Source organism: Pseudomonas sp. S3_G06 (assembly GCF_054667565.1).
On sequence record NZ_CP162738.1, the window covers coordinates 4,000,694 to 4,024,543 of the forward strand.

A 23,850-nucleotide genomic window follows, 5' to 3' on the forward strand; every position below is an offset into this window, starting at 1 on the left:
GGCGTCTTAAGCCTCCCATCAGAAAAGTAGCCGCGTCTTGCAGGACATTTCCCTTCTTTACTGCAGACAGCGACACCCGCTCTCGGTCCTGCGCTGAGTGATGTCGGTCCAGCCACCCAACAGGCCGCGCAATTTACCGTCACCGCTGTAAAACGGCACGGTCCACTGATACACCTCGCGAGACCCGCCCTTGAACAGCAGCTGCCGTTTGCTGAAGCGCGACTTGCGGGTCTGCAACTGGGCGATGAATTCGTCGTGCAGCATCCGCGCAGTGGCTTCTGGAAACGCATCGACTTCGATCAGCAGGCGACCCTGCATCTGGTCCAGGCGCACCGACAGTGCTTCCTCGTAACTGCGATTGCAGATGATCAAGCGCCCGTGCAGATCACGGACAAACACCGGATCCGGCATCGAATCGATCAGGGCGTGCTGAAAGGCCAGTTGATCACCCAGCTCCTTTTCCGCTGCGCAGCGCAGCTTGATTACGGCTGCCAGACGCCTGTTCCACACCAGCGACAGCATTCCGAAAACGCCGATTACCCCCATCGCCCAACATGCCCACTCGACCAGCCGTTCCCAGACGGAGGGCACGGGCGGCGGCGAAACGCCTGCCAGCCACTTGAGACGCATCGCCCGCAACTCCGCCGCAGGAAACGCTTCCAGCGCCTTGTTGAGAATACTCAGTAGTTGCGGCATGCCTTTTCGTACAGCCAGATGATCGGCTTCCCACTTGCCCTCTACCAGGGCACCGACCTTGAGCATGCCCAACGGATAGAGCTGCGCGCCGATTTCGTTTTCGATGGTTGCGTAGGCTTCACTGCTCTCGACCAGAGCCCGCGCTTCGGCGTAGGTTTTCACCGAGCGTATTTCAATCGACGGATAGTCGCGCCGAATCGCATCCTCCAGGGCATGACGGGCGGGCAGCACCAGAACGCGCTTGGCCAGTTGCTCGAAAGACTCCACCCGCGGGGTATTGGCATGTCCGACAAAAACCCAGCCTGCCCCTCCAAAAGCATGACTGAAATCGAGAAACGCCTTGCGATCATCACTCATGGCCAAGGTCGTACTGATGTCCGCGACCCCGCTTTGCAGGCGATCGAGCATATGGTCGGTAGAGAACGATTCCTGGTGCTCGAATTGCAGGCCGGTCATTGCGCTGACGCGCTTGAGCACATCGTTGTTCAGACCGCTCCACTGGCCATGTTCGTCCTGAAACAGGTACAACGGATATTGCACCGATGCCACCGTCACTCTGGGGTTGTCACGTATCCATTGTTGCTCGTGCGCATCCAGCTCGATAGCCTGGACACTGGCTGACGCATTGGCCTGATCGAGTGCCATTTGCGCTGCCACGCCGCTGTGTGTCCACCCCAGCACCGCCAACAAAAACAACCAGCCCAGTGCCGGTTTCAAACCTCTGTAAAACAGCATTGCCATTTCCTTCGTGATCGACTCACCCGTCCTTCGTGGGTGAAAACCCGAGCAGTGTGGCAGCAGAAACAAAAAAGCCCGTCAGGAGACGGGCTTCAAAATGTGACAGCTTTTACTGGCTTAGAGCGGCTTGCCGCGGTTGCCATGCTGGCTGACAAAGGCTTGCACGGCTTTCAGGTCGTTTGGCAGAACCGTGCAGCGCTCGTTTCGCTCAAACAAATCAGAAAGATGTGCAGGTAGTTCGAGCGCTTTTCCTACACCCGCTTTCTCCACTGCCTCAGGAAACTTGACCGGATGGGCAGTACCCAGAATGACCATCGGGATATCCAGGCTGCGACGGCATTCGCGCGCGGCTTTCACACCGATGGCAGTGTGCGGGTCGAGCACCTCACCGGTTTGCTCGTAGACGTCGGCGATGGTTTCGCAGGTCTGCGCATCGTCCACCGCCAGCGAATCGAACAGCTTGCGTGCTTCGGTCCAGCGTTCCTGCTCGACGCTGAAACTGCCGTCCTTTTTGAACGAGTCCATCAGGCCGGCAATCGCCGCACCGTTACGCCCGTGCAGGTCGAACAGCAGGCGCTCGAAGTTCGAGGACACCATGATGTCCATCGACGGCGACAGCGTTGCGTGCAGGGTTTCCTTGACGTACTGGTTGCCGCTCATGAAGCGGTGCAGGATGTCGTTGCGGTTGGTCGCGACGATCAACTGGTTGATCGGCAGGCCCATGTTGCGCGCCAGGTAACCGGCGAAGATGTCGCCGAAGTTGCCGGTCGGTACCGAGAACGACACCGAACGCGCCGGACCGCCCAACTGCAGGGACGCATGAAAGTAGTAAACGATCTGGGCCATGATCCGCGCCCAGTTGATCGAGTTCACCGCCACCAGACGCGTGCCTTTGAGGAAGCTCTGGTCGGCGAAGCTGTTCTTGACCATTTCCTGGCAGTCATCGAAGTTGCCTTCGATGGCGATGTTGTGGATGTTCTCGCCGAAGATCGTTGTCATCTGCCGACGCTGCACTTCCGATACACGCTGATGCGGATGCAGGATGAAGATGTCGACGTTTTCGCAGTGCTTGCAGCCTTCAATGGCCGCAGAACCGGTGTCACCCGAGGTGGCACCGACAATCACCACGCGCTCGCCGCGCTTTTCCAGCACGTAATCGAGCAGGCGACCGAGCAGTTGCAGGGCGAAGTCCTTGAACGCCAGGGTCGGGCCGTGGAACAGCTCAAGCACCCATTCATTACCGTTCAACTGACGCAGTGGCGCCACGGCGCTGTGGGCGAACACGCCGTAGGTTTCTTCGAGAATCTTCTTGAAATCGGCATCCGGAATGCTGCCGGTGACGAACGGACGCATCACCCGGAAGGCCAGTTCGTGATACGGCAGGCCGGCCCAGGAAGCGATTTCTTCCTGAGTGAAACGTGGCAGGTTTTCCGGGACGTACAGACCGCCATCGGTCGCCAGACCGGCCAGCAGGACCTCTTCGAAATTCAGGGCCGGGGCCTGCCCGCGAGTACTGATATATCGCATTTTTTTCAAACCTTCGGTTTGAGCTGCAAGCTGCAAGCTGCAAGTCGCAAGTAAAAGCCAGACTGCTTCTCTCTTGCCACTTGCCGCTCGAAGCTTGCCGCTGCTTTTTAGTTCAAATGTTCGACACGGATCCGTACAACCGGGCCGTCAACGCCAGCCAGTGCTTCCAGCGCGGTGATCGCATCGTTGATGCGCTGCTCGATCACGCGGTGGGTCAGCAGGATCATCGGCACCAGGCCGTCATGCTCTTCGACTTCCTTCTGCATGATCGATTCGATATTGATGCCGCGCTCCGACAGGATGCTCGCCACCTGCGCCAGTACGCCCGGATGATCCTTGGCGTGAATGCGCAGGTAGTAAGCGCTTTCGCACGCTTCGATCGGCAGGATCGGATGCGCCGACAGCGAGTCCGGCTGGAAGGCCAGGTGCGGCACACGGTTTTCCGGGTCGGAAGTCATCGCGCGAACCACGTCGACCAGGTCGGCGATCACCGAGGAGGCGGTCGGCTCCATGCCAGCGCCGGCACCATAGAACAGCGTCGAACCGGCGGCGTCGCCGTTGACCATCACTGCGTTCATCACGCCGTTGACGTTGGCGATCAGGCGATCGGCCGGGATCAGCGTCGGGTGCACGCGCAACTCGATGCCGGCGTCAGTGCTGCGCGCCACGCCGAGGTGCTTGATGCGATAGCCCAGCGCTTCGGCGTAGTTGACGTCGGCAGTGGTCAGTTTGGTGATGCCTTCGGTGTAAGCCTTGTCGAATTGCAGCGGAATGCCGAAGGCAATCGACGCCAGAATGGTCAGCTTGTGCGCGGCATCGATGCCTTCGACGTCGAAGGTCGGGTCGGCTTCGGCGTAACCCAGCGCTTGCGCTTCGGCGAGCACGTCTTCGAAAGTACGGCCCTTCTCACGCATTTCGGTGAGGATGAAGTTGCCGGTGCCGTTGATGATCCCGGCAACCCAGTTGATGCGGTTGGCGGACAGGCCTTCGCGGATCGCCTTGATTACCGGAATGCCACCGGCCACCGCTGCTTCGAACGCCACGATCACGCCTTTCTCGCGTGCCTTGGCAAAAATCTCATTACCGTGAACGGCTATCAGCGCCTTGTTCGCGGTGACCACATGCTTGCCATTCTCGATGGCCTTGAGTACCAGCTCGCGGGCAACGGTGTAGCCGCCCATCAGCTCTATGACGATGTCGATCTCAGGGTTCGTGGCCACTTCGAAGACATCGTTGGTAATCGCAATACCGGTCGTCTGGAACTGAGGCTTTGGCGTGCGCGTGGCAATTTGTGCCACTTCGATTCCACGCCCGGCACGACGAGCAATTTCCTCGGCGTTGCGCTGAAGTACGTTGAAGGTACCGCCACCGACGGTCCCTAACCCACAGATGCCTACTTTGACCGGATTCACTGTGAACTCCCCATGAAACGGCCGACACAGGGTCGGCCGGAAAACAACCGCGTGCTCGCGGCTCTCTGTTGATGGCCCGGCGCTGCTGCTGCCGGACCACGATCGTCAACGGTTGCCCGTGACGATGCGAATTACTTCGCGCCCAGCGCCAGTTTGGCGACTTGTGGCGCCGGCTGGTAGCCCGGAATGACCTGGCCGTCGGCCAAAACGATGGCCGGTGTACCGTTCACGCCGATCGACTGACCGAGGGCGAATTGCTTGGAAACCGGGTTATCGCACTTGGCGGCCTTGATTTCCTTGCCATCGACCATTTTGTCCATGGCGGCTTTCTTGTCTTTCGAGCACCACACTGCTTGCAGCTGCTCGTCACCCGGCGAATTCAGGCCCTGGCGCGGAAACGCCACGTAGCGCACTTCAATGCCGCGCTTGTTCAGCTCGGGCACTTCGGCATGCAGTTTGTGGCAGTACGGACAGGTGGTGTCGGTGAACACGGTGATGTGCGACTTGGTCTCGCCCACGGCCGGGTAGACCACGGTTTCGGCCACCGGGATGGCATTGATCAGTTTGGAAATGCCCAGGCGTTCGGTCTTCTCGGTCAGGTTGACCGGTTTGCCATTCGCGAGCTGATACAGGTTGCCCTGCACGATATACTGGCCATCGGCGCTGGCATACAGCACGCGGCTGCCTTTGAGTTTGACTTCGTACATGCCAGGCAACGGGCTGGCACTGATGCTCTCGACCGGAACCTCGAGTTCGAGTTTTTCCAGGCTTTGACGAATGGCTTTGTCAGCCGCGTCGTCGGCGACGGCAAAGGTGCTCACCAACGCAATGGCGGCGGCGGCGAAAATCTGGGTCAGACGCATGAGTACTCCTGAGGGCGGGCCAATGAAACGGTCAGAACGCCCGTGCGAAACACCGGGTCATAACCGTCCATCGTGCAAACCGGCAAAGCCTAACACATAAGGTCACGAGGGCCGAATGCGCCTGTCGCCACACACTCATGTGCAACTGACACATCTTCATGCTTGTACAGCTGACCCACAACCACATGTGGCTGACACACATTATTGTGGCGAGGGGATTTATCCCCGCTGGGTTGCGAAGCAGCCCTGAACCATCCACCGCGATCTTTCAGTCAAAATCGAGCCAGCCGGGTTTGCGACTGCTGCGCAGCCGAACGGGGATAAATCCCCTCGCCAGAGGTCAGTGTTTCAACATTATGGGATGTGTCAGCCGCGTGGGTGGTGCTTCGCGTGCAAGTCCTGCAAGCGGGCGCGGGCGACATGGGTATAGATCTGCGTCGTAGACAGGTCGCTGTGGCCGAGCAGCATCTGCACCACGCGCAAGTCCGCGCCGTGGTTGAGCAGGTGCGTGGCAAACGCGTGGCGCAAGGTGTGCGGCGACAGCGACTTGCCGATCCCGGCGACCTTGGCCTGATGCTTGATCCGATGCCAGAACGTCTGCCGGGTCATCTGCTCGCCGCGCTGACTGGGGAACAGCACATCGCTGGGGCGGCCACCGAGCAACTCGCCACGACCATCACGCATATAGCGCTCGACCCAGACAATCGCCTCCTCGCCCATCGGCACCAGACGCTCCTTGCTGCCCTTGCCCATCACCCGCAATACGCCCTGGCGCAGGTTGACCTGCTCCAGCGTCAAGCTGATCAGTTCGGTCACGCGCAGGCCGCAGGCATACAGCACTTCCAGCATCGCGCGGTCACGCTGGCCGATGGCTTCACTCAGGTCCGGTGCCTTGAGCAGTGCTTCGACATCGGCTTCCGACAGCGACTTGGGCAACGGCCGACCCAGTTGCGGCATGTCGACGCGCAACGTCGGGTCGACGCTGATCAGTTTTTCCCGCAGCAGATAGCGATAAAAGCCACGCACCCCGGAGAGAAATCTCGCCGTCGAGCGCGGCTTGTAGTTTTGCTCCAGCCGCCACGCCAGGTGATCGAGGATCAACTCGCGGCCGGCATTGATCAGCTCGAGATTTTTCTCCTGCAACCAGCCGTTGAACAGCGCGAGGTCGCTGCGATAGGCGTCGCGGGTGTTGTCGGACAGGCCTTTCTCCAGCCATAAAGCGTCGAGAAATTGATCAATCAGCGGATGGTCGATGGCAGGCATGGGTGCTCGGGGCAGGCGGTTTTTAACACTGCGCGCAAATAGACAGTGAACGACGGGAATGGCCGCTAGTCTTTCATAGCCAGCCAGATCAAGGAACAGGGAGCATCAATGAACGAGCAGCAAATTCTCTTGGCATTTGGCGGGATCGGCGCGGCGGCGCTGGGTTGTCAGTGGCTGGCATGGCGCCTGAAGCTGCCAGCCATTCTTTTTTTGCTGCTGACCGGCATTCTGGCCGGCCCGGTGCTGGGTTGGCTCGACCCGCAGGAAATGTTCGGCCCGCTGCTGATGCCACTGGTGTCGCTGGCGGTGGCGCTGATCCTGTTCGAGGGCAGCCTGACCCTGCACCTGTCGGAATGGAAAGAAATTGGCAGCGTCGTCCATCGCCTGGTGACCCTCGGTGCGATCTCGACCTGGATCGTCATCGCGGTTGCCACGCACTTTCTGCTCGGTTTCGACTGGATGCTGGCGATTCTGTTTGGCAGCCTGACGCTGGTCACCGGTCCGACCGTGATCGTGCCGATGCTGCGGGTGGTGCGGCCGAAGGCCTCGATCGCCAACATCCTGCGCTGGGAAGGCATCGTCATCGATCCGATCGGCGCTCTGCTCGCCGTCGTGGTGTACAGCTTCATCATCGCCAGCGCTGAAGGCCATGGCCTCAAGCAAAGCCTCTTCACCTTCGGCGGGGTGATTCTCTGCGGCACCGTGTTTGGTGTCGTCGGGGGTTGGCTGCTGGGGACGGTGATCCGGCGTCAGTGGCTGCCGGAATACCTGCACAATCTGGCCTCGCTGGCAGCGGTGCTGGCGATCTTCATCGGTGCCAACCAGGTGATGCATGAGTCCGGCCTGCTGGCGGTGACGCTGATGGGCATGTGGCTGGCCAACATGAAAGGCGTGGACGTGCGGCACATCCTGCACTTCAAGGAAAACCTCAGTGTATTGCTGATTTCCGGACTGTTCATCCTGCTCGCGGCGCGCCTGGACCTGAACGCTTTGCTTGGTCTGGGACCGCTGGTGTTGATTCTGCTGTTGGTGATCCAGCTGATCGCTCGCCCATTGAATGTTTTGCTCAGCACCGCCGGTTCCAGTCTCAGCTGGCGTGAACGGGCGTTGCTGTGCTGGATCGCGCCGCGGGGGATCGTCGCTGCGGCTGTCTCGGCGATTTTCGCGATTCGCCTGGATGAATCCGGACATGAAGGCGCCCTGCTCCTGGTGCCGCTGACCTTTGCGGTAATCATCGGCACCGTGGTTTTGCAAAGCGCAACGGCGCGACCGCTGGCACGGCTGTTAAAGGTCGCCGAACCGGCGCCGAGCGGTTTTCTGATCGTTGGAGCCAATGGCCCGGCCCGTGAATTGGGCAAGTCGCTGCAGCAACTGGGCAGTCGCGTACTGCTGACCGATTCGAGCTGGGAGAATATCCGCGCGGCACGTATGGAAGGCTTGCCGACCTATTTCGGCAACCCGGCGTCGCAGCATGCCGACGCGCATCTGGATCTGGTGGGGTTGGGGCATTTGCTGGCGCTGTCACCGTCGGGCGAGCTGAACACACTGGCGGCGATGCGCTTTCGTCATGACTTCGGTCATCAGCGCCTGTTCGGTCTGGCCAGCGGCCATGAAAGCCGCCGCAGCGATAAACATCGGGCGAGCCTGGAACACCGAGGCAACCAATTGGGCAGTGAGGCACTGACCTATTCGAAACTGGCCGGCCAGATGGGCCAGGGTGCCGAGCTGTACAGCACAACCTTGACGGATGGGTTTGGCTGGGAGGATTACCAAGCGCTGCACGGCAATCGCGCGACGCTGCTGTTCATGCGTGATGACAGCGGCTGGGTGCATGTGGTGACACCGGAAACGGCGTTGAAGCCGGGGGCTGGGTGGACGTTGCTGGCGTTGATTCAACCGCAAGGTTCCGGCGCCTGACGGATCGATTCGCGAGCAGGCTCGCTCCCACATTTGAATTCCTGTGGGAGCGAGCCTGCTCGCGAAGGCCGCGACTCGGTCAGGGACAGAAGATCTTTGCAGCGCAAATCGCAGGCAACAAAAAAGCAGCCCGTAGGCTGCTTTTTTCTGCATCGGAAGCTGGGCTTAAGCCAGTTTTTCCTTGATGCGTGCTGCTTTACCCGACAGGTCGCGCAGGTAGTACAGCTTGGCTTTACGTACGTCACCGCGACGTTTGACAGCCATGCTGTCGATCTGCGGGGAGTAGGTCTGGAAAGTACGTTCTACGCCAACACCGTTGGAGATTTTACGAACGGTGAACGCACTGTTCACGCCGCGGTTACGCTTGGCGATTACAACGCCTTCGAACGCTTGCAGACGGGAACGATCGCCTTCCTTCACTTTCACCTGAACGACAATAGTGTCGCCTGGGGCGAAGGTAGGGATTTCTTTGGTCATCTGCTCTGCTTCGAGTGCAAGGATGATTTTGTTGGTCATGCTGTGCTCCTAAGGTAAATCGTTCGATCTACCATCGATACGTTGTTAACTATCGTCCCGCTCGCGGATGTATTCCTCGAGCAGCTTCTTCTCTTCTCCAGAAAGCGAGCGGCTTTCCAGAAGATCGGCGCGTCGTTCAAAGGTCCGACCAAGGGACTGCTGTAAACGCCAACGCCGGATATGCGCGTGATTGCCACTCAGCAACACGTCGGGAACACGCTGATCCGCATACACCTCCGGTCGGGTGTAGTGCGGGCAATCCAGCAGACCATCCGTAAAGGAATCTTCCTCAGCGGAATCCGCATGCCCTAAAGCTCCAGGCAGCAGTCGTGTAACCGCATCGATCAGGACCATGGCCGGCAGCTCGCCGCCAGACAGTACATAGTCGCCAATCGACCACTCTTCATCGACATGAGCCTCAATAAAGCGCTCGTCAATGCCTTCGTAGCGGCCGGCAATCAGGATCAATGCATCCGATTGTGCCAGCTCGCGTACCGCCGACTGAGTCAGTTGACGGCCTTGGGGGGACAGGTAAATCACCTTCGCCGCCTCCCCGGCTGCTGCCTTGGCCTGAGCCAGTGCATCTTCCAGGGGCTTGATCTTCATCACCATGCCCGGACCACCGCCAAACGGGCGATCGTCCACAGTGTGATGCCGATCCGTCGTGTAATCTCGCGGATTCCAACAGGTCAGCTGCAAGAGCCCCTGTTTGACCGCACGACTGGTGATGCCGTAATCGCCAATGGCGGAAAACATCTCGGGAAACAAACTGATCACTTCTACGCGCAAGTTAGCCACGTTCAGAAGTCCGCGTCCCAATCCACCTTCATCTCGCCCGCTTCCAGGTCGACGGCCAACACGCATTGCTCCGTATAGGGCAACAGGCGTTCGCGATCATCCAGGCTGCCAGCGCAAGGCTTGACGACCATTACATCATTGGCGCCGGTTTCCAGAAGATGATCGATTTTCCCGAGCAGTTGCCCAAGGGTGTCGATGACCTTCAGACCTTCCAGCTGGTACCAGTAGTACTCGCCTTCGGTCAATTCAGCGAACAGGTTGCGCGGCACGCAGATCTCATAACCGGCCAGAAGACGAGCTTCTTCACGATCATCGAGACCCTTGAGCTTGGCGACCAGGAACTTGTCGCTCCCGCGTCCACTGACCAGCTCGACCTGCTTAACATTGCCTTCGCGCTTGAGCGTCCAGGTTTTGTACTGCAACAGGTTTTCAGTCGGATCAGTAAAGGAATAAACCTTCACTTCGCCGCGAACGCCATGAACAGAATAAATTTTGCCAATAACGATCAAATCATCGGCAGGGGCTGGCGTCGCGTTCATATTGCTCAGGCCGCAGCCTTGGCAGATTCCTTCAACAACTGAGCAACGCGCTCAGAAGGTTGTGCACCAACGCTCAGCCAGTAGGCAACGCGCTCTTGGTTCACGGACAGACGGATTTCCTGACCACGGGCAACAGGGTTGAAGAAACCAACCTGTTCTTTGTGGGAGCCGTCACGCGGGTTACGCGAGTCGGTTACGGTCAGGTGGTAAAACGGGCGCTTTTTGGAGCCGCCAAGGGCAAGACGGATTGTTAGCATGTGAACATCGTTCCTGTAGTCGGTGCTGCAAATCTAAATGCACAGCGGGCATGGGTGCCCGAAAGGCCGCATATTCTAAGGAATATCCGGACTTTTGCAAATGACTTTTTCCGGCGCCCATGGCATGCCGTGCAGATTTGCATAGAGAGCCGTCGATAAAAACGGCCAGTCAGCTCCCGCCGAGTGCGGGTTTGCTGTTGATCCTGCGTCCTTGCAGGGTCTGCGCCGGTGCGACGACCGGCGAAGTCTTTACATTTTCGGCATGCCGCCGCCGGGCAACATACCGCCCATGCCGCGCATCATTTTTGCCATACCGCCCTTGGCGGTGAATTTCTTCATCATCTTCTGCATCTGCTTGTGCTGCTTGATCAAGCGACCGATGTCCTGCACCTGCGTGCCGGAACCCATGGCGATCCGGCGCTTGCGCGAACCGCTGATCAGCTCAGGGTCGCGGCGCTCGGCCGGGGTCATGGAATTGATGATGGCTTCCATCTGCTTGAACTGCTTCTCTGCGGCGTTCTGGGCATTGCCCATCTGCGACAGGTTGACGCCGCCGATGCTCGGCAGTTTGTCCATGAGCCCGCCGAGGCCGCCCATGTTCTTCATCTGTTGCAGCTGATCGCGGAAGTCTTCGAGGTCGAAGCCCTTGCCCTTCTTCAGCTTCTTGGCCAGTTTGTCGGCCTTGTCCTTGTCCAGCGTCGCTTCGGCCTGCTCGATCAGGCTGAGCACGTCGCCCATGCCGAGGATTCGCGAGGCGATACGCTCAGGGTGGAACGGATCGAGCGCTTCGCTCTTCTCGCCCATACCGATGAACTTGATCGGCTTGCCGGTGATGGCGCGCACCGACAGCGCGGCACCGCCACGGGCGTCGCCGTCGACCTTGGTCAGGATCACACCGGTCAGCGGCAGCGCATCGCCGAACGCCTTGGCCGTGTTCGCGGCGTCCTGACCGGTCATGGCGTCGACCACGAACAGGGTTTCGACCGGGTTGATCGCGGCGTGCAGCGCCTTGATCTCGCCCATCATCTCTTCGTCGATGTGCAGACGACCGGCGGTGTCGACGATAACCACGTCGATGAATTTCAGTTTGGCTTCTTTAATAGCCGCATTGGCGATGTCGACCGGCTTCTGGCTCAGGTCGGACGGGAAGAACGTCACGCCGATGTCGTTGGCCAAGGTTTCCAACTGCTTGATCGCGGCCGGACGGTAAATGTCCGCAGACACGACCATGACCGACTTCTTCTTGCGCTCTTTAAGAAAGCGCGCCAGTTTGCCGGCGGTGGTGGTTTTACCCGCGCCCTGCAGACCGGCCATCAGAATCACGGCTGGCGGAACGGCGCTCAGGTTGAGGTCTTCGTTGGCCGCGCCCATCAGGCTTTCGAGTTCGGCCTGGACGATCTTCACGAATGCCTGGCCCGGCGTCAGGCTGCGCGACACCTCGGTGCCGACAGCGCGCTCCTTGACCGAATTGACGAAGTCCTTGACCACCGGCAATGCGACGTCAGCTTCGAGCAACGCCATGCGCACTTCACGCAGGGTGTCTTTGATATTGTCCTCGGTCAGCTTGGCCTTGCCGGTGACATGGCGCAGCGTCTGCGAGAGACGGTCGGTTAAGTTTTCAAACATTGCGCGATCCTTTCAGGCCCTGTACGAACCGGGATAATGGCGGCCCAGACCGGAATCAACATGTGCTCGGCGAGCCTGCGGCGTGGGCAGGTCGCGGATTATAGCGAAGACTGCGGCCGGCGGACACCTCGCCGTCAGCTTGCGGAGTCTTTCGTGCCGTGGCGGTTCTATGCCAAACTCAGCGCCTTTCGGGCTCGCCTAACAGGATTTATGCTCCCCTTGTCACCCAGTTTGCTGACCACCCTCGCCGCCGCCCTGCTCTATGCCGCTGCGACCGTCTATCAAAGTACCCGCCTGGCCACCGGCGCCAAGGCGAACAAGCGCCTGCTGGTCAGCCTCGGCGTCTTCGCCGTGCTCGCCCACGGCGCCAGCCTGCTCACGCATCTATTGACCCCGATCGGCCTCGGCCTGGACTTCTTCAGCGCGTCCAGCCTTATCGCCGCGGCGGTGATTGCCCTGACCTTGCTCGCCTGCTCGCGGATCCCGGTGGAAAACCTGCTGGTGCTGCTGTTCCCGCTGGGTGCGATCACGGTATTGCTGGCGCAGTTCGCGCCGACCGGCACGGTGCAGATCATCGATGAAGAGCCGGGCATCCTCGCGCACATTCTATTGTCGATCCTCGCCTACGGCATGTTCACCATCGCCGTGTTCCAGGCGTTGCTGCTGCTGGTTCAGGACCATCAGCTCAAGCACAAGCACCCGTCCGGGCTGATCAAGAACTTCCCGCCCCTGCAAACCATGGAAAGCCTGCTGTTCGGCTTTCTCTGGGCCGGCTGGACGCTACTGTCGCTGTCGCTGATTTCCGGCTGGCTGTTCGTCGAGAACCTGTTCGCTCAGCACTTGGTGCACAAGACCCTGCTGGCCTGCCTGGCATGGATCGTCTTCAGCGTGCTGTTGTGGGGCCGCAACCGTCTGGGCTGGCGTGGCCACAAGGCGATTCGCTGGACCCTCGCCGGTTTCTGCCTGCTGATGCTGGCGTACTTCGGCAGCAAACTGGTTCGTGAATACATTCTGCACATCTGACGGGCGGCATAAATGGACGGTTTGCCCATAGGGCCGATGCTCGCGGTATTTGTCCTGCTGATTTTATGGTCAGGGCTGTTTACCGCCGTCGAAATCGCGCAGCAGCACCTGCTCGCGCAACGTATCGCCTCGCGCGCCAGCGATAAACCGCTGGCGAAGCTGAGCTTCCCGCTCGACAGCCTGATCCTCTGCAACACCCTGTGCCGCGCTCTCGCGGTGATCATCGCGACGCTGCTGGCGATTTTTCTCTGCGAAGAAAACGGCCCGTGGGCGGCCTGCCTTAGCGCCGGTGGCATCCTGCTGGTGTTCGCCGATTATTTCCCGCGCACCGTGGCCCGGCGCTATCCGGATGCCGTGCTGGCGTTCGGCAATGCCCTGCTGACCGTGCCGATGAAAATCGTCTACCCGTTCGCGTGGCTGTTCAGCCGGGTCAGCGCTTTGTTGATGACCCCGTTCACGCGCAAGGCGCAGGTGGTGCAACAGAGCGACGACGAGTTGCCGGCCGATCATGATGAGGATCACGACCATCCGGTCCGCACCCACCCGGTGTCGGGCATTCATGCGCTGGACAACATCACGGTCAACGACATTCTGGTGCCGCGCAGTGACGTCGACGGCATCAACCTCGACGATTCGATCGAAGAGATCATCGAGCAACTGCGCGAGAACAAGCGCACGCGTCTGCCGGTGTTTCACAGTGACATCAATCAGGTCGAAGCGGTGCTCAACACCCGCCAGATCGGCCATTTGCTAAGCAACGGTGGATTGACCCGCGAGGCACTGCTGGCCGCCAGCTACGAGCCCTACTTCGTCCCGGAAAGCACGCCGCTGCAACTGCAACTGCTGAATTTCCACAAGCAGCAACGCCGCCTCGGCATGGTCGTCGATGAATACGGCGAAGTGCTGGGCATCGTCACCCTTGAAGACATTCTCGAAGAGATCGTCGGCGAATTCGAAAGCGAGCACAGCCTCGACAACCCGCACATCCATCCCCAGGCCGACGGGCGTATGGTGATCGATGGCGCCGCATCGATCCGCGACCTGAACAAGTGCCTGGGCTGGCACCTGCCGAGCGACGGGCCGAAGACGCTCAACGGCCTGGTCACCGAAGCGCTGGAAACCATTCCGGAAAGCGCGGTGTGCCTGAAGATCGGGCGTTATCGACTGGAAATCCTCGAGACCGAGGAGAACCGGGTGAGCAAGGTGTTGATCTGGCATACCTCTTCTGCTCCTGCTTTGGTGCCCGCCAGATAAAAGATCAAAAGATCGCAGCCTTCGGCAGCTCCTACCCTGCGATCTTTTGCGCTTGTTTGATCGTTAGCCCCCTTCCTATAATCAAGGCGCTTACCCAAGCGCCGTCGATCCCTGTGCCTACCCGGCACTGCCCGGATCCTGACTGTTTCCGCTGCAAACCGACGACTGCTCCTACTCGAAACAGCGCTCGCGCCCTACCCCACATCCCTGGGTGTTCGACCATAATAATTCGCTCCACTGGAGCTCATGACTGTCAGGGATCACCGCATGACGACCCATACCGCTTACAGCGAAACCGCGCCTGCCCAGCCGACCAATTCCGCCACCCGCGTGGCCACGGCAAGCTTCATCGGCACCGCTATCGAGTTCTACGACTTCTACGTTTATGCCACTGCTGCGGCGCTGGTGATCGGGCCGGTGTTCTTTCCGCAGACCTCCGGCACGGCGCAGATGCTTTCCGCTTTTCTCACTTTCGGCATTGCCTTCCTCGCCCGACCACTGGGTTCGGCACTGTTTGGCCACTTCGGCGACCGTATCGGTCGTAAATCGACGCTGGTCGCCTCGCTGCTGTTGATGGGCGTGTGCACCACCTTGATTGGCGTGTTGCCGGGCTACGACAGCATTGGTGCCTGGGCGCCGATTCTGCTGTGCGTGCTGCGTTTCGGTCAGGGCCTGGGCCTTGGCGGCGAATGGGGCGGTGCGGCGCTGCTGGCCACGGAAAACGCGCCGAAGGGCAAACGCGCGTGGTTCGGCATGTTCCCGCAGCTCGGGCCATCGATTGGTTTTCTTGCGGCCAACGGCCTGTTCCTGACCTTGGCCATGACCTTGGATGACGAACAGTTCCGCAGTTGGGGCTGGCGCATTCCATTCCTGCTCAGCGCGGCGTTGGTGATGGTCGGCCTGTATGTGCGCCTGAAATTGCATGAAACGCCAGTGTTCGCCAATGCGATCGCCCGTCAGGAGCGGGTCAAAGTGCCGCTGGTCGAGTTGTTCAGCCAATACTGGGCGCCGACCCTGCTCGGGGCGGCGGCGATGGTGGTCTGCTATGCACTGTTCTATATCTCGACGGTGTTTTCCCTGAGCTATGGCGTATCGACGCTGGGTTACAGCCGCGAGACTTTCCTTGGCCTGCTGTGCTTTGCCGTGTTGTTCATGGCCGCCGCGACGCCTTTGTCGGCCTGGGCCAGCGACCGTTACGGGCGCAAACCGGTGCTGATCATCGGTGGCGTGCTGGCGATTCTGTCCGGATTTCTCATGGAGCCATTGCTGACGCAGGGCTCGACCTGGGGCGTGGCGCTGTTTCTGTGCATCGAGTTGTTTTTGATGGGCGTGACATTCGCACCGATGGGCGCGCTGTTGCCTGAGCTGTTTCCGACCCACGTGCGTTATACCGGTGCTTCAGCGGCGTACAACCTGGGCGGCATCGTCGGGGCCTCGGCGGCGCCGTTCTTTGCGCAGAAACTGGTGGCGATGGGCGGGTTGAGCTATGTCGGCGGGTATGTGTCGGCGGCGGCGGTGTTGAGTCTGATTGCGGTGCTGTGCTTGAAGGAGACGCGCAATAACGATCTGAATCAGGTTGCCTGACAGAAGATCAAAAGCTTCGCGAGCAGGCTCGCTCCCACAGGGAAATGCATTCCAAATGTGGGAGCGAGCCTGCTCGCGAATAGCTGCCGCGACCCGGTTTACAGCTCGACAACAACCGCCTGCGACGCACGGGTCGCTTTGGCGCGTGCGGCCTCGATCGACTCATCACGGGCCAGCGCCACGCCCATGCGGCGCTGACCGTTCACTTCCGGCTTGCCGAACAGACGCAGCGCGGTGTCCGGCTCGCTCAACGCAGCGCCCAGATTGGCGAATGCAGTCTGGGTCGACTGGCCTTCCACCAGAATCACGGCCGACGCCGATGGGCCGAACTGACGGATCAGTGGTACCGGCAGGCCGAGAATGGCGCGGGCATGCAAGGCAAACTGCGACAGGTCCTGAGAAATCAGCGTCACCAGCCCGGTGTCATGCGGCCGTGGCGAGACTTCGCTGAACCACACCTGATCGCCTTTGATGAACAGCTCGACGCCGAACAGACCACGGCCACCCAGCGCTTCAGTGACTGCTTTGGCAACGCGCTCGGATTCAGCCAGAGCAATCGGGCTCATGGCCTGCGGCTGCCAGGATTCCTGATAGTCGCCCTTCTCCTGACGGTGACCGACCGGTGCGCAGAACGTGGTGCCGCCAATGTGGCGCACGGTCAGCAGGGTGATTTCGTAGTCAAAGTCGATGAAGCCTTCGATGATCACCCGACCTTTGCCGGCGCGTCCGCCCTCTTGCGCGTAATCCCAGGCTTTCTGTACGTCATCGGCGCTGCGCAGCAGGCTCTGGCCCTTGCCCGACGAACTCATCACTGGCTTGACCACGCAAGGGAAACCCAGGTCCTGAACGGCTTTGCTGTAGTCCTCGAAGGTGTCGGCGAAGTGGTACGGCGAGGTCGGCAGGTCCAGCTCTTCGGCAGCCAGACGACGGATGCCTTCGCGGTTCATGGTCAGCTGTGCCGCACGCGCGGTCGGGATCACAGTGAAGCCTTCGGCTTCCAGCTCGACCAGCGTGGCGGTAGCGATGGCTTCGATTTCCGGCACGATGAAGTGCGGCTTCTCGGCTTCGATCACTGCACGCAGAGCAGCGCCGTCGAGCATGTTGATCACGTGGCTGCGATGGGCGACTTGCATGGCCGGCGCGTTGGCGTAGCGGTCGACGGCAATCACTTCAACGCCCAGGCGCTGCAGTTCGATTACCACTTCCTTGCCCAACTCACCACAGCCACACAGCAATACGCGGGTCGCGGTTGGCGACAATGGAGTTCCGATACGGGTCATCTCAGGTCCTCAAAGGAAGCGGATCATCGAGGAAAGCCACGCAGGTGCGCTTTCCATGGGGAGAAAGCGCGGCATTTTACATGAACCCGAGGGTTTGGCTTCAGCTGGCGACAGCCTGTTTGCGATCACGCCAGGCCATGATCAGCCAGACCGCGGTGACGCCGGCAAACTTGGAGGCCAGCGCGGTGATGATCACCGGCGGCGTCAAGGCGTCGATCATGCCGAAGAAGATGAAGGTATCCAGTGGAATGCTCAGCGCCGAACTGATCCACAGTCGATCACGCAACGGCCGCTTGGTAATGCTGAACACCAGCCAGTCGATGCACTCGGAGACCGCGAACGCCGTGGCGCTGGCCAGCGCGATGGAAGGGTCGGACGTGATGTAGGAGAGCACCAGCGCCGCCAGCATCGCCACGATCGCGCCATGACCGAAGCGCGTTTGCACCATGTCGCGCAGCACGAACACCAGGCCGCCCCAGGCCGACCAGATGATGTCCAGGTGCGGTGCGGTGGAAAAGGCGAAGTTGATCAGCACGACGCTGCTGATGTAGGCGATGAGGAAGATCATGGGGGCGGCCTGTAAATGTGGCGCACAGGTTACTTGAGCGCTGGTATTGCGCCAATAGGTGCGGTGACAGCACCGACGTCTTCGCGAGCAAGCTCGCTCCCACAGTGGAACGCATTTTCAAGGTGGGAGCGAGCCTGCTCGCGAAAGCGGTGGTTCAGACGCCTGACTTCGCGGGAATCATCCAGACCAATCCACTCGCCTTCGCCCGTTCATGACACAACCCCAGCACCACCCGGCGCTCGTCATTGCTCATGCGGCCCCAGCGGGTGATCTCTGCGACCGTGCGCTGGCACCCGGTGCAAACATCATCTTCGTCCAGCGCGCAGATATTCACGCAGGGCGAGGCGACTGGTCGTTCAACAGTCGTCATTGTTCCTGCTCGACCAGATCGCGGGCGTAACGCTGCGAGTTATGCACATAGTGCGCGGCGCTGGCTTCGAGCATATTCTTTTGCGCCTCGGTCAGTTCACGCACGACCTTGCCCGGCGAGCCCATCACCAGCGAACCGTCGGGAATTTCCTTGCCTTCGCCGATCAGCGAATTGGCGCCGATGATGCAGTTCTTGCCGATCTTCGCGCCGTTGAGAATCACTGCGTTGATACCGATCAGGCTGTAATCGCCGACCGTGCAGCCGTGGAGCATCGCGTTGTGGCCGATGGTCACGCCGGTACCGATGGTCAGTGGATAGCCCATGTCGGTGTGCATCACCGTACCGTCCTGCACATTGCTGTTCTTGCCGACGAGGATCAGTTCGTTGTCGCCGCGCAACACAGCGTTGAACCAGACGTTGGCGCCCTCTTCCAGGCGAACCTTGCCCACCAGCACGGCATTGGGCGCGACCCAGCTCTTTGGATGGATTTCGACACGGGCGTCGCCCAGGCGGTATTTCATCTTGTTTTCCTCAGGGCTCACGGCCGTTCGAACGACGGCTCAGGTATCGATAAAGCTTTTCGGCGGTCGGTGCAGGCTGATTTTGGCGTCATAGAGCAGGTTGATCAACTCGACGATCATGATCGCCGTCAGGCCCCAGATCTTGTACTCGCCGAAGCGATAGCTCGGCACGTACCAACTGCGGCCCTGATAATCGATGCGATGGGTATGCTCACGCGGGTCCTTGCGGAAGAATTCCAGCGGCACGCTGAAGACGGCGGCGATCTCGGCGTCATTGGGCTGGTATTCGACAAAGTCGGGAATCACGCCGACATACGGCGTTACCTTGATGCCGTGCAGGGAGATCAGCGGACTGAGCGGGCCGATGACTTCGACCAGGCCCGGTGGCAGGCCGATTTCTTCTTCGGCTTCGCGCAGCGCGGTGAATATGAGGTCCGGATCTTCCGGGTCGCGGCGCCCTCCGGGGAAGGCAACTTCGCCGCCATGGGTCGAAAGACCGCTGGCGCGCAGGGTCAGGACCAGTTCCGGTTCGTCACTGCGGGTGATCGGCACCAGCACGGCGGCTTCGGGGAAACGTGCGTCGGTCTCCAGCGTACGCGGTGTGTGGTTGCTTACCCTATGCAGTAGCTCGTCCAGCATGAGTGTTCTCGATCGGTGCCTTGCTCCGCATCATGCACCAATCAAAGCGAGCGCCCAAGCCCCCGAAACCCGTCGTGTCGCGAAACGACAACTTGCCGACCGGCCCCGCTGCACGCCAAGATAGGCGCAGCATTCAGGAACCCGAGCATGAAATTTTGCAGCCACTGCGGTAACCCGGTCACCCAGCGCATTCCCGAAGGCGACTCGCGGCTGCGATTTGTCTGCGACAGCTGTCAGACTATTCACTACCAGAACCCCAATATCGTCGCCGGGTGCGTACCGACCTGGGGGACGAAAGTGCTGCTCTGCCGCCGCGCCATCGAGCCGCGTCTCGGTTACTGGACGCTACCTGCCGGCTTCATGGAAAACGGCGAGACCATCGAGCAGGCCGCCATCCGCGAAACCGCCGAAGAAGCCTGCGCCCGGGTGCGCAACCTGAGCATCTACACGCTGATCGACGTGCCGCATATCAGCCAGGTGCATGTGTTTTTCCGCGCCGAACTGGCCGATCTGCAATACGCGGCCGGGCCGGAAAGCCTTGAAGTGCAGCTGTTCGAAGAAGCCGACATTCCCTGGGACGAGCTGGCTTTCCGCACGGTCGGTCGCACGCTGGAATGTTTCTTTGCCGATCGGCGCAGCGAGGTTTACCCGGTGCGTTCGGAGTCGATTCCGCCACTGGTGCAGCCGGCGATCACTTGAGCTTCGCGGCACCCTGCCGATAACCACACCTGCATCTATCACTATGTGTCTGCGTCATTCTTGGGGAATCGTTTCAATGCGTTGGTTGCTTGCCCTGTTGTGCCTGTCGTTCGTCAGCGTTTCGCAAGCGTCATTCGTGACCACCGTGACGCCCTCGAACACTCCGCTGATCGAAAAAGTCCTGGTACTGAAATCGGCCCACCAACTGCAGTTGATTGCCGACGGCAAGCCGCTGAAGACCTATCGCATCTCCTTGGGCAAGGGTGCAAAGAAAGGCCCGAAACTGATCGAGGGCGACAAACGCACACCCGAAGGTTTCTATTGGATCGACTGGCGCAAGACCAGCGACAAATTCAACCTGTCGATGCACATCTCCTACCCGAACATCAGCGATGCCGCCCGCGCACGCCGTGAAGGTGTCGAGCCCGGCGGGATGATCATGATCCACGGCACCCCGGATTCGGCAGACAATCCGGAGCAGTTGTTCCATACCCTCGACTGGACCGACGGCTGCATCGCCATGCGCAACGTCGACATGCGTGAAGTGTGGAATCTGGTACCGGACGGCACGATGATCGAGATTCGTCCGTAACCTCGACCGCTGGTCACCGCAAAAAAAATAAATCAAAAGATCGCAGCCTGCGACAGCGCCTACAGGGGTGATACCACTCTCAACTGTAGAAGCTGTCGCAGGCTGCGATCTTTTGCTTTTTATGGGCCACCACTAATACCACTTTAAACAGTGACCCCTGACAACCGCCAATCCATTGGGCCAGACGCCAGTTCATCGCGTTGACATGGTATTCAAGTGGTATTAGCTTCCGTCGCACAAGCGAGCCACAACAATCCTATACTCGCGACGGAAACGACCTACATGAACGACCTTCAAACCCTACGTCCCGATGACTCCCAGCCGACGCCGCTGTACTTGCAACTGGCGCGCAATCTGGAAGCGGCGATTCATGCCGGGCAGTGGAAGGCCGAACAGGCGATGCCGTCCGAGCGCAACCTGAGCGACCAGCTCGGCATCTCCCGGGTCACCGCACGCAAGGCTTTGGAAGTTTTGCTCGAGCAAGGCCTGATCCGCCGCCTGCAAGGCTCGGGCACGTTCATCACCCCACGCCTGGAACAACCGCTGTCGCGTCTGTCCGGCTTCAGCGAAATGCTGCGCCTGAAAGGTTTCGTGCCTAGCTCGAAGTGGCTGGAGCGGGAGATCACCCTGCCGACCCACGAAGAATTGATCCGCCTCGGCCTGTCGCCGAACGACAAGGTGGCGCGCATGAAGCGCCTGCGCAAAGCCGATGACACGGTCATGGCGATCGAGATGAGCACCCTGCCCGCCTCAATCATGCCCAGGCCGCAAGCGGTGGGCGATTCGCTTTACGAATACCTCGACGGCATCGGCAAACCGATCGTCCGCGCCCTTCAGCACATCCAGGCAATCAACGCCTCGGACGAATTCGCCGCGCTGGTCGGCATCGCCCCCGGCACCGCCATGCTGCTGATGACCCGGGTCGGCTATCTGGAAGACAACACGCCGATCGAAGTCACCGACACCTATTGCCGCAACGACTACTACGACTTTGTTGCAGAGCTTCGTAGATAAAGAGCCGCGTCGCTGAGCGCGGCCCCAAGCGAGAACGAAAATGTCCGAAGACAACATCCTCACCGCCAGCGGCTGGGTTCGCGGCCGGCTGATTCACGAACACGGCAAGATCGTGTCGATCGAAGGCGTGCCCTGCGATCCGGCCGCCAACGATCTGCCCTACCTGCTGCCGGGTTTCATCGACCTGCATGTGCACGGCGGCGGTGGCAAAGACATTATGGAAGGCGCCGAAGCCTTCGAAACCATCAGCAAAACCCATGTGCGTTTCGGCACCACCTCGCTGTTGGCCACGACCATGACTGCGCCGAGCGCGGAGATCTCAAATGTCCTGAAAGAGGTAGGACAATTCTGTGAACAGCGTCCGAAAGGCGCCGCGCGTGTTCTCGGCGTGCACCTTGAAGGCCCGTACATCAACCCGGGAAAACTCGGCGCTCAACCGAACTTCGCCCACACCGCATTGATGGCCGAAGTTGAAGAATATCTGGCGCTGGCGCCGATCCGCGTCATCACCATCGCCCCGGAAATCGCCGGTCACGATGCATTGATTCGCGAACTGAGCAGCCGTGGCATCCGCATGCAGATCGGCCACACCCTCGGCAGCTACGAGGAAGGCGTGGCCGCGCTGGCTGCCGGTGCCAGCAGTTTCACCCACCTCTATAACGCCATGAGCCCGCTGCATCACCGCGAGCCGGGCATCGTCGGCGCAGCACTGGCCCACGCCAAATACGCCGAGCTGATTCCCGATCTGTTGCACGTGCATCCCGGCGCCATCCGCGTGGCCCTGCGTTCGATCCCGTGTCTGTATTGCGTCACCGATTCGACCGCCGCCGCCGGCATGCCCGACGGTGAATACAAGCTTGGCAGCCACACCGTGACCAAATGCCTGGGCGGCGTGCGCCTGCCCGACGGCACGCTGGCCGGCAGCACCCTGACCATGGATCAGGCCCTGCGCAATCTGGTGAAAATCGGCCTGCCGATCAGCGAAGCCTCGCAGCGTCTGTCGCAATTTCCCGCCGACTACCTCGGCATTACCGAACGCGGGCGCCTTGCCCCCGGCGCCTGGGCCGACTGCGTGCGGCTCGATCGCTCACTCACACTGACCGCCGTCATGGTCGAAGGAGAAGACATTGACTTCAAAAATGCTTGAAGAGGCGCTGTCCTCGTTCGAGGCCGTGCAAGCCCAACTGCAACAACTCGACGCGCCGATGATCGAGATCGCCGGGCGCCTGCGCCGGCAGCCACCGCAAGTGGCGATGACCGTCGCCCGTGGCAGCTCCGACCACGCGGCGAGCTACTTCGCCTACCTGACCATGCAGCAACTGGGCGTGCCGGTGGCCTCGTTGCCGATGTCGGTAGTGACCATGCAGCAGGCGCCGCTGAAAGTCAGCGGTCAGGTCGCCTTTGCGTTTTCGCAGTCGGGGCAGAGCCCGGATCTGGTCAACAGCCTGCGTCTGTTGCGCAAGCGTGGCGCGCTGAGCGTGTCGATGGTCAACGCTGCCGATTCGCCACTCGAAGCGGCCTGTGAATTCAGCCTGCCGCTGCTCGCCGGCACGGAAAGCAGTGTCGCTGCGACCAAAAGCTTTATCGCCACCCTCAGCGCCAGCGCGCGTTTGATCGCGCACTGGAAAGAGGACCGCGAACTGCTGCAAGCCCACGATGCGCTGCCAGAAGGCCTGCGCGAAGCGGCGAAACAGGACTGGAGCGTGGCCATCGAAGCCCTGCGCGATTGCGAGCGCCTGATGGTGATCGGCCGTGGCGCCGGTTTCGCCATTGCTCAGGAAGCCGCGCTGAAGTTCAAGGAAACCTCGGCGATTCAGGCCGAAGCGTTCAGCAGTGCCGAAGTGCGTCACGGCCCGATGGCACTGATCGACGAACACTATCCGCTGCTGGTTTTCGCCCCACGCGGCGCTGAGCAGGCCGGCCTGCTGAGCCTGGCGGCGGAAATGCGCCAGCGCGGCGCCCGGGTCTTGCTCGCCGCGCCGGATGACGTCAGCGAACGCGACCTGACCCTGACCCGTGCCGAACACCCGGCCCTCGACCCGATTCTGGCGATCCAGAGCTTTTACGTGATGGCCGCAGGCCTGGCCGTGGCGCGGGGCATGGACCCGGATCAGCCGCGCCATTTGAGCAAAGTGACCCGCACGCATTAAGTCC

Annotated in this window: 24 protein-coding genes; 9 read left to right on the plus strand and 15 right to left on the minus strand. The window is 60.5% G+C overall.

What is annotated here, in order from left to right; genetic code table 11:
* Positions 1-57 precede the first annotated feature (57 nt).
* The 5 genes from AB4N47_RS18005 to xerD form a co-directional block, all read right to left on the minus strand.
* Complete coding sequence (locus tag AB4N47_RS18005; RefSeq protein WP_341639159.1) at positions 58-1,431, minus strand: transporter substrate-binding domain-containing protein; 1,374 nt, start codon at positions 1,429-1,431, stop codon at positions 58-60.
* Between the two features lie 120 nt (positions 1,432-1,551).
* A complete protein-coding gene (gene thrC / locus AB4N47_RS18010) occupies positions 1,552-2,961 on the minus strand; it encodes a threonine synthase (protein ID WP_024011723.1) in 1,410 nt (469 codons plus the stop codon).
* Between the two features lie 107 nt (positions 2,962-3,068).
* Positions 3,069-4,373 (minus strand): homoserine dehydrogenase, encoded by a 1,305-nt coding sequence (locus tag AB4N47_RS18015; protein WP_071174489.1) that lies wholly within the window; start codon positions 4,371-4,373, stop codon positions 3,069-3,071.
* 131 nt (positions 4,374-4,504) lie between these two features.
* The gene (gene dsbC, locus AB4N47_RS18020; RefSeq protein ID WP_016771534.1) at positions 4,505-5,236 is read right to left on the minus strand and encodes a bifunctional protein-disulfide isomerase/oxidoreductase DsbC; all 732 of its coding nucleotides are present in this window, start codon (positions 5,234-5,236) and stop codon (positions 4,505-4,507) included.
* 366 nt (positions 5,237-5,602) lie between these two features.
* Positions 5,603-6,499: a site-specific tyrosine recombinase XerD gene (xerD, locus tag AB4N47_RS18025; protein ID WP_186569435.1), complete on the minus strand. Its 897-nt coding sequence runs from the start codon at positions 6,497-6,499 to the stop codon at positions 5,603-5,605.
* Between the two features lie 108 nt (positions 6,500-6,607).
* On the opposite strand from xerD, the gene AB4N47_RS18030 reads away from it, so the two are divergent.
* Positions 6,608-8,416 (plus strand): cation:proton antiporter, encoded by a 1,809-nt coding sequence (locus AB4N47_RS18030; protein WP_341639158.1) that lies wholly within the window; start codon positions 6,608-6,610, stop codon positions 8,414-8,416.
* Between the two features lie 165 nt (positions 8,417-8,581).
* On the opposite strand, the gene rplS is transcribed toward AB4N47_RS18030, so the two are convergent.
* From rplS to ffh, 5 genes are all read right to left on the minus strand, one after another.
* Positions 8,582-8,932 (minus strand): 50S ribosomal protein L19, encoded by a 351-nt coding sequence (gene rplS, locus AB4N47_RS18035; RefSeq protein WP_003175895.1) that lies wholly within the window; start codon positions 8,930-8,932, stop codon positions 8,582-8,584.
* A gap of 45 nt (positions 8,933-8,977) precedes the next feature.
* Positions 8,978-9,730 carry a tRNA (guanosine(37)-N1)-methyltransferase TrmD gene (gene trmD, locus AB4N47_RS18040; RefSeq protein WP_122598058.1) on the minus strand — a complete coding sequence of 251 codons (753 nt, stop codon included), beginning with the start codon at positions 9,728-9,730 and terminating at the stop codon, positions 8,978-8,980.
* 2 nt (positions 9,731-9,732) lie between these two features.
* Positions 9,733-10,269, minus strand: a complete 537-nt coding sequence (gene rimM / locus AB4N47_RS18045; RefSeq protein WP_016771538.1) for a ribosome maturation factor RimM — start codon at positions 10,267-10,269, stop codon at positions 9,733-9,735.
* A gap of 5 nt (positions 10,270-10,274) precedes the next feature.
* The gene (gene rpsP, locus AB4N47_RS18050; RefSeq protein ID WP_003185073.1) at positions 10,275-10,526 is read right to left on the minus strand and encodes a 30S ribosomal protein S16; all 252 of its coding nucleotides are present in this window, start codon (positions 10,524-10,526) and stop codon (positions 10,275-10,277) included.
* A gap of 249 nt (positions 10,527-10,775) precedes the next feature.
* Positions 10,776-12,152: a signal recognition particle protein gene (ffh, locus tag AB4N47_RS18055; RefSeq protein ID WP_007967791.1), complete on the minus strand. Its 1,377-nt coding sequence runs from the start codon at positions 12,150-12,152 to the stop codon at positions 10,776-10,778.
* Positions 12,153-12,362: 210 nt separating this feature from the next.
* On the opposite strand from ffh, the gene AB4N47_RS18060 reads away from it, so the two are divergent.
* From AB4N47_RS18060 to AB4N47_RS18070, 3 genes are all read left to right on the plus strand, one after another.
* A complete protein-coding gene (locus AB4N47_RS18060; protein WP_016771539.1) occupies positions 12,363-13,175 on the plus strand; it encodes a cytochrome C assembly family protein in 813 nt (270 codons plus the stop codon).
* Between the two features lie 12 nt (positions 13,176-13,187).
* Positions 13,188-14,429: a CNNM domain-containing protein gene (locus tag AB4N47_RS18065; RefSeq protein WP_341639157.1), complete on the plus strand. Its 1,242-nt coding sequence runs from the start codon at positions 13,188-13,190 to the stop codon at positions 14,427-14,429.
* 267 nt (positions 14,430-14,696) lie between these two features.
* Positions 14,697-16,013 (plus strand): MFS transporter, encoded by a 1,317-nt coding sequence (locus AB4N47_RS18070; protein ID WP_016771542.1) that lies wholly within the window; start codon positions 14,697-14,699, stop codon positions 16,011-16,013.
* 98 nt (positions 16,014-16,111) lie between these two features.
* Here AB4N47_RS18070 and purT read toward each other — a convergent pair whose 3' ends face one another.
* The 5 genes from purT to AB4N47_RS18095 form a co-directional block, all read right to left on the minus strand.
* A complete protein-coding gene (gene purT / locus AB4N47_RS18075; RefSeq protein ID WP_024011715.1) occupies positions 16,112-17,293 on the minus strand; it encodes a formate-dependent phosphoribosylglycinamide formyltransferase in 1,182 nt (393 codons plus the stop codon).
* 100 nt (positions 17,294-17,393) lie between these two features.
* The gene (locus tag AB4N47_RS18080) at positions 17,394-17,861 is read right to left on the minus strand and encodes a VUT family protein (RefSeq protein WP_016771544.1); all 468 of its coding nucleotides are present in this window, start codon (positions 17,859-17,861) and stop codon (positions 17,394-17,396) included.
* A 154-nt stretch (positions 17,862-18,015) separates the two neighbouring features.
* Positions 18,016-18,231 carry a DUF1289 domain-containing protein gene (locus AB4N47_RS18085; protein WP_071174484.1) on the minus strand — a complete coding sequence of 72 codons (216 nt, stop codon included), beginning with the start codon at positions 18,229-18,231 and terminating at the stop codon, positions 18,016-18,018.
* Positions 18,228-18,752, minus strand: coding sequence for a gamma carbonic anhydrase family protein (locus tag AB4N47_RS18090; RefSeq protein ID WP_341639156.1), 525 nt, complete (start codon positions 18,750-18,752; stop codon positions 18,228-18,230). The genes AB4N47_RS18085 and AB4N47_RS18090 overlap by 4 nt, the downstream gene beginning before the upstream one ends.
* Before the next feature lie 39 nt (positions 18,753-18,791).
* A complete protein-coding gene (locus AB4N47_RS18095; protein ID WP_016771547.1) occupies positions 18,792-19,391 on the minus strand; it encodes a CoA pyrophosphatase in 600 nt (199 codons plus the stop codon).
* Positions 19,392-19,538: 147 nt separating this feature from the next.
* On the opposite strand from AB4N47_RS18095, the gene AB4N47_RS18100 reads away from it, so the two are divergent.
* The 5 genes from AB4N47_RS18100 to AB4N47_RS18120 all read left to right on the plus strand — a co-directional run bounded on the left by AB4N47_RS18100 (position 19,539) and on the right by AB4N47_RS18120 (position 23,846).
* Positions 19,539-20,090 (plus strand): NUDIX hydrolase, encoded by a 552-nt coding sequence (locus AB4N47_RS18100; RefSeq protein ID WP_016771548.1) that lies wholly within the window; start codon positions 19,539-19,541, stop codon positions 20,088-20,090.
* A 76-nt stretch (positions 20,091-20,166) separates the two neighbouring features.
* Positions 20,167-20,682: a L,D-transpeptidase family protein gene (locus tag AB4N47_RS18105; RefSeq protein WP_024011712.1), complete on the plus strand. Its 516-nt coding sequence runs from the start codon at positions 20,167-20,169 to the stop codon at positions 20,680-20,682.
* Positions 20,683-20,964: 282 nt separating this feature from the next.
* On the plus strand, positions 20,965-21,696 hold the full coding sequence (locus tag AB4N47_RS18110) for a GntR family transcriptional regulator (protein ID WP_016771550.1): 732 nt from the start codon (positions 20,965-20,967) through the stop codon (positions 21,694-21,696).
* Positions 21,697-21,736: 40 nt separating this feature from the next.
* On the plus strand, positions 21,737-22,843 hold the full coding sequence (nagA, locus tag AB4N47_RS18115) for an N-acetylglucosamine-6-phosphate deacetylase (RefSeq protein WP_125927637.1): 1,107 nt from the start codon (positions 21,737-21,739) through the stop codon (positions 22,841-22,843).
* The gene (locus tag AB4N47_RS18120) at positions 22,824-23,846 is read left to right on the plus strand and encodes an SIS domain-containing protein (protein WP_122610742.1); all 1,023 of its coding nucleotides are present in this window, start codon (positions 22,824-22,826) and stop codon (positions 23,844-23,846) included. The genes nagA and AB4N47_RS18120 overlap by 20 nt, the downstream gene beginning before the upstream one ends.
* The last annotated feature ends 4 nt before the right edge of the window (positions 23,847-23,850 follow it).

Excerpts from the sequence above, each read along its gene's own strand:
- AB4N47_RS18100 (WP_016771548.1), top strand. The coding sequence starts at position 19,539 with ATGAAATTTTGCAGCCACTGCGGTAACCCGGTCACCCAGCGCATTCCC.
- purT (WP_024011715.1), bottom strand. The coding sequence starts at position 17,293 with ATGACCCGTATCGGAACTCCATTGTCGCCAACCGCGACCCGCGTATTG.
- rplS (WP_003175895.1), bottom strand. The coding sequence starts at position 8,932 with ATGACCAACAAAATCATCCTTGCACTCGAAGCAGAGCAGATGACCAAA.
- rimM (WP_016771538.1), bottom strand. The coding sequence starts at position 10,269 with ATGAACGCGACGCCAGCCCCTGCCGATGATTTGATCGTTATTGGCAAA.
- ffh (WP_007967791.1), bottom strand. The coding sequence starts at position 12,152 with ATGTTTGAAAACTTAACCGACCGTCTCTCGCAGACGCTGCGCCATGTC.
- AB4N47_RS18080 (WP_016771544.1), bottom strand. The coding sequence starts at position 17,861 with ATGATCTTCCTCATCGCCTACATCAGCAGCGTCGTGCTGATCAACTTC.
- AB4N47_RS18105 (WP_024011712.1), top strand. The coding sequence starts at position 20,167 with ATGCGTTGGTTGCTTGCCCTGTTGTGCCTGTCGTTCGTCAGCGTTTCG.
- nagA (WP_125927637.1), top strand. The coding sequence starts at position 21,737 with ATGTCCGAAGACAACATCCTCACCGCCAGCGGCTGGGTTCGCGGCCGG.
- AB4N47_RS18065 (WP_341639157.1), top strand. The coding sequence starts at position 13,188 with ATGGACGGTTTGCCCATAGGGCCGATGCTCGCGGTATTTGTCCTGCTG.
- rpsP (WP_003185073.1), bottom strand. The coding sequence starts at position 10,526 with ATGCTAACAATCCGTCTTGCCCTTGGCGGCTCCAAAAAGCGCCCGTTT.
- thrC (WP_024011723.1), bottom strand. The coding sequence starts at position 2,961 with ATGCGATATATCAGTACTCGCGGGCAGGCCCCGGCCCTGAATTTCGAA.
- AB4N47_RS18110 (WP_016771550.1), top strand. The coding sequence starts at position 20,965 with ATGAACGACCTTCAAACCCTACGTCCCGATGACTCCCAGCCGACGCCG.
- AB4N47_RS18030 (WP_341639158.1), top strand. The coding sequence starts at position 6,608 with ATGAACGAGCAGCAAATTCTCTTGGCATTTGGCGGGATCGGCGCGGCG.
- dsbC (WP_016771534.1), bottom strand. The coding sequence starts at position 5,236 with ATGCGTCTGACCCAGATTTTCGCCGCCGCCGCCATTGCGTTGGTGAGC.
- AB4N47_RS18005 (WP_341639159.1), bottom strand. The coding sequence starts at position 1,431 with ATGCTGTTTTACAGAGGTTTGAAACCGGCACTGGGCTGGTTGTTTTTG.
- AB4N47_RS18095 (WP_016771547.1), bottom strand. The coding sequence starts at position 19,391 with ATGCTGGACGAGCTACTGCATAGGGTAAGCAACCACACACCGCGTACG.
- AB4N47_RS18060 (WP_016771539.1), top strand. The coding sequence starts at position 12,363 with ATGCTCCCCTTGTCACCCAGTTTGCTGACCACCCTCGCCGCCGCCCTG.
- xerD (WP_186569435.1), bottom strand. The coding sequence starts at position 6,499 with ATGCCTGCCATCGACCATCCGCTGATTGATCAATTTCTCGACGCTTTA.
- AB4N47_RS18070 (WP_016771542.1), top strand. The coding sequence starts at position 14,697 with ATGACGACCCATACCGCTTACAGCGAAACCGCGCCTGCCCAGCCGACC.
- AB4N47_RS18085 (WP_071174484.1), bottom strand. The coding sequence starts at position 18,231 with ATGACGACTGTTGAACGACCAGTCGCCTCGCCCTGCGTGAATATCTGC.
- AB4N47_RS18090 (WP_341639156.1), bottom strand. The coding sequence starts at position 18,752 with ATGAAATACCGCCTGGGCGACGCCCGTGTCGAAATCCATCCAAAGAGC.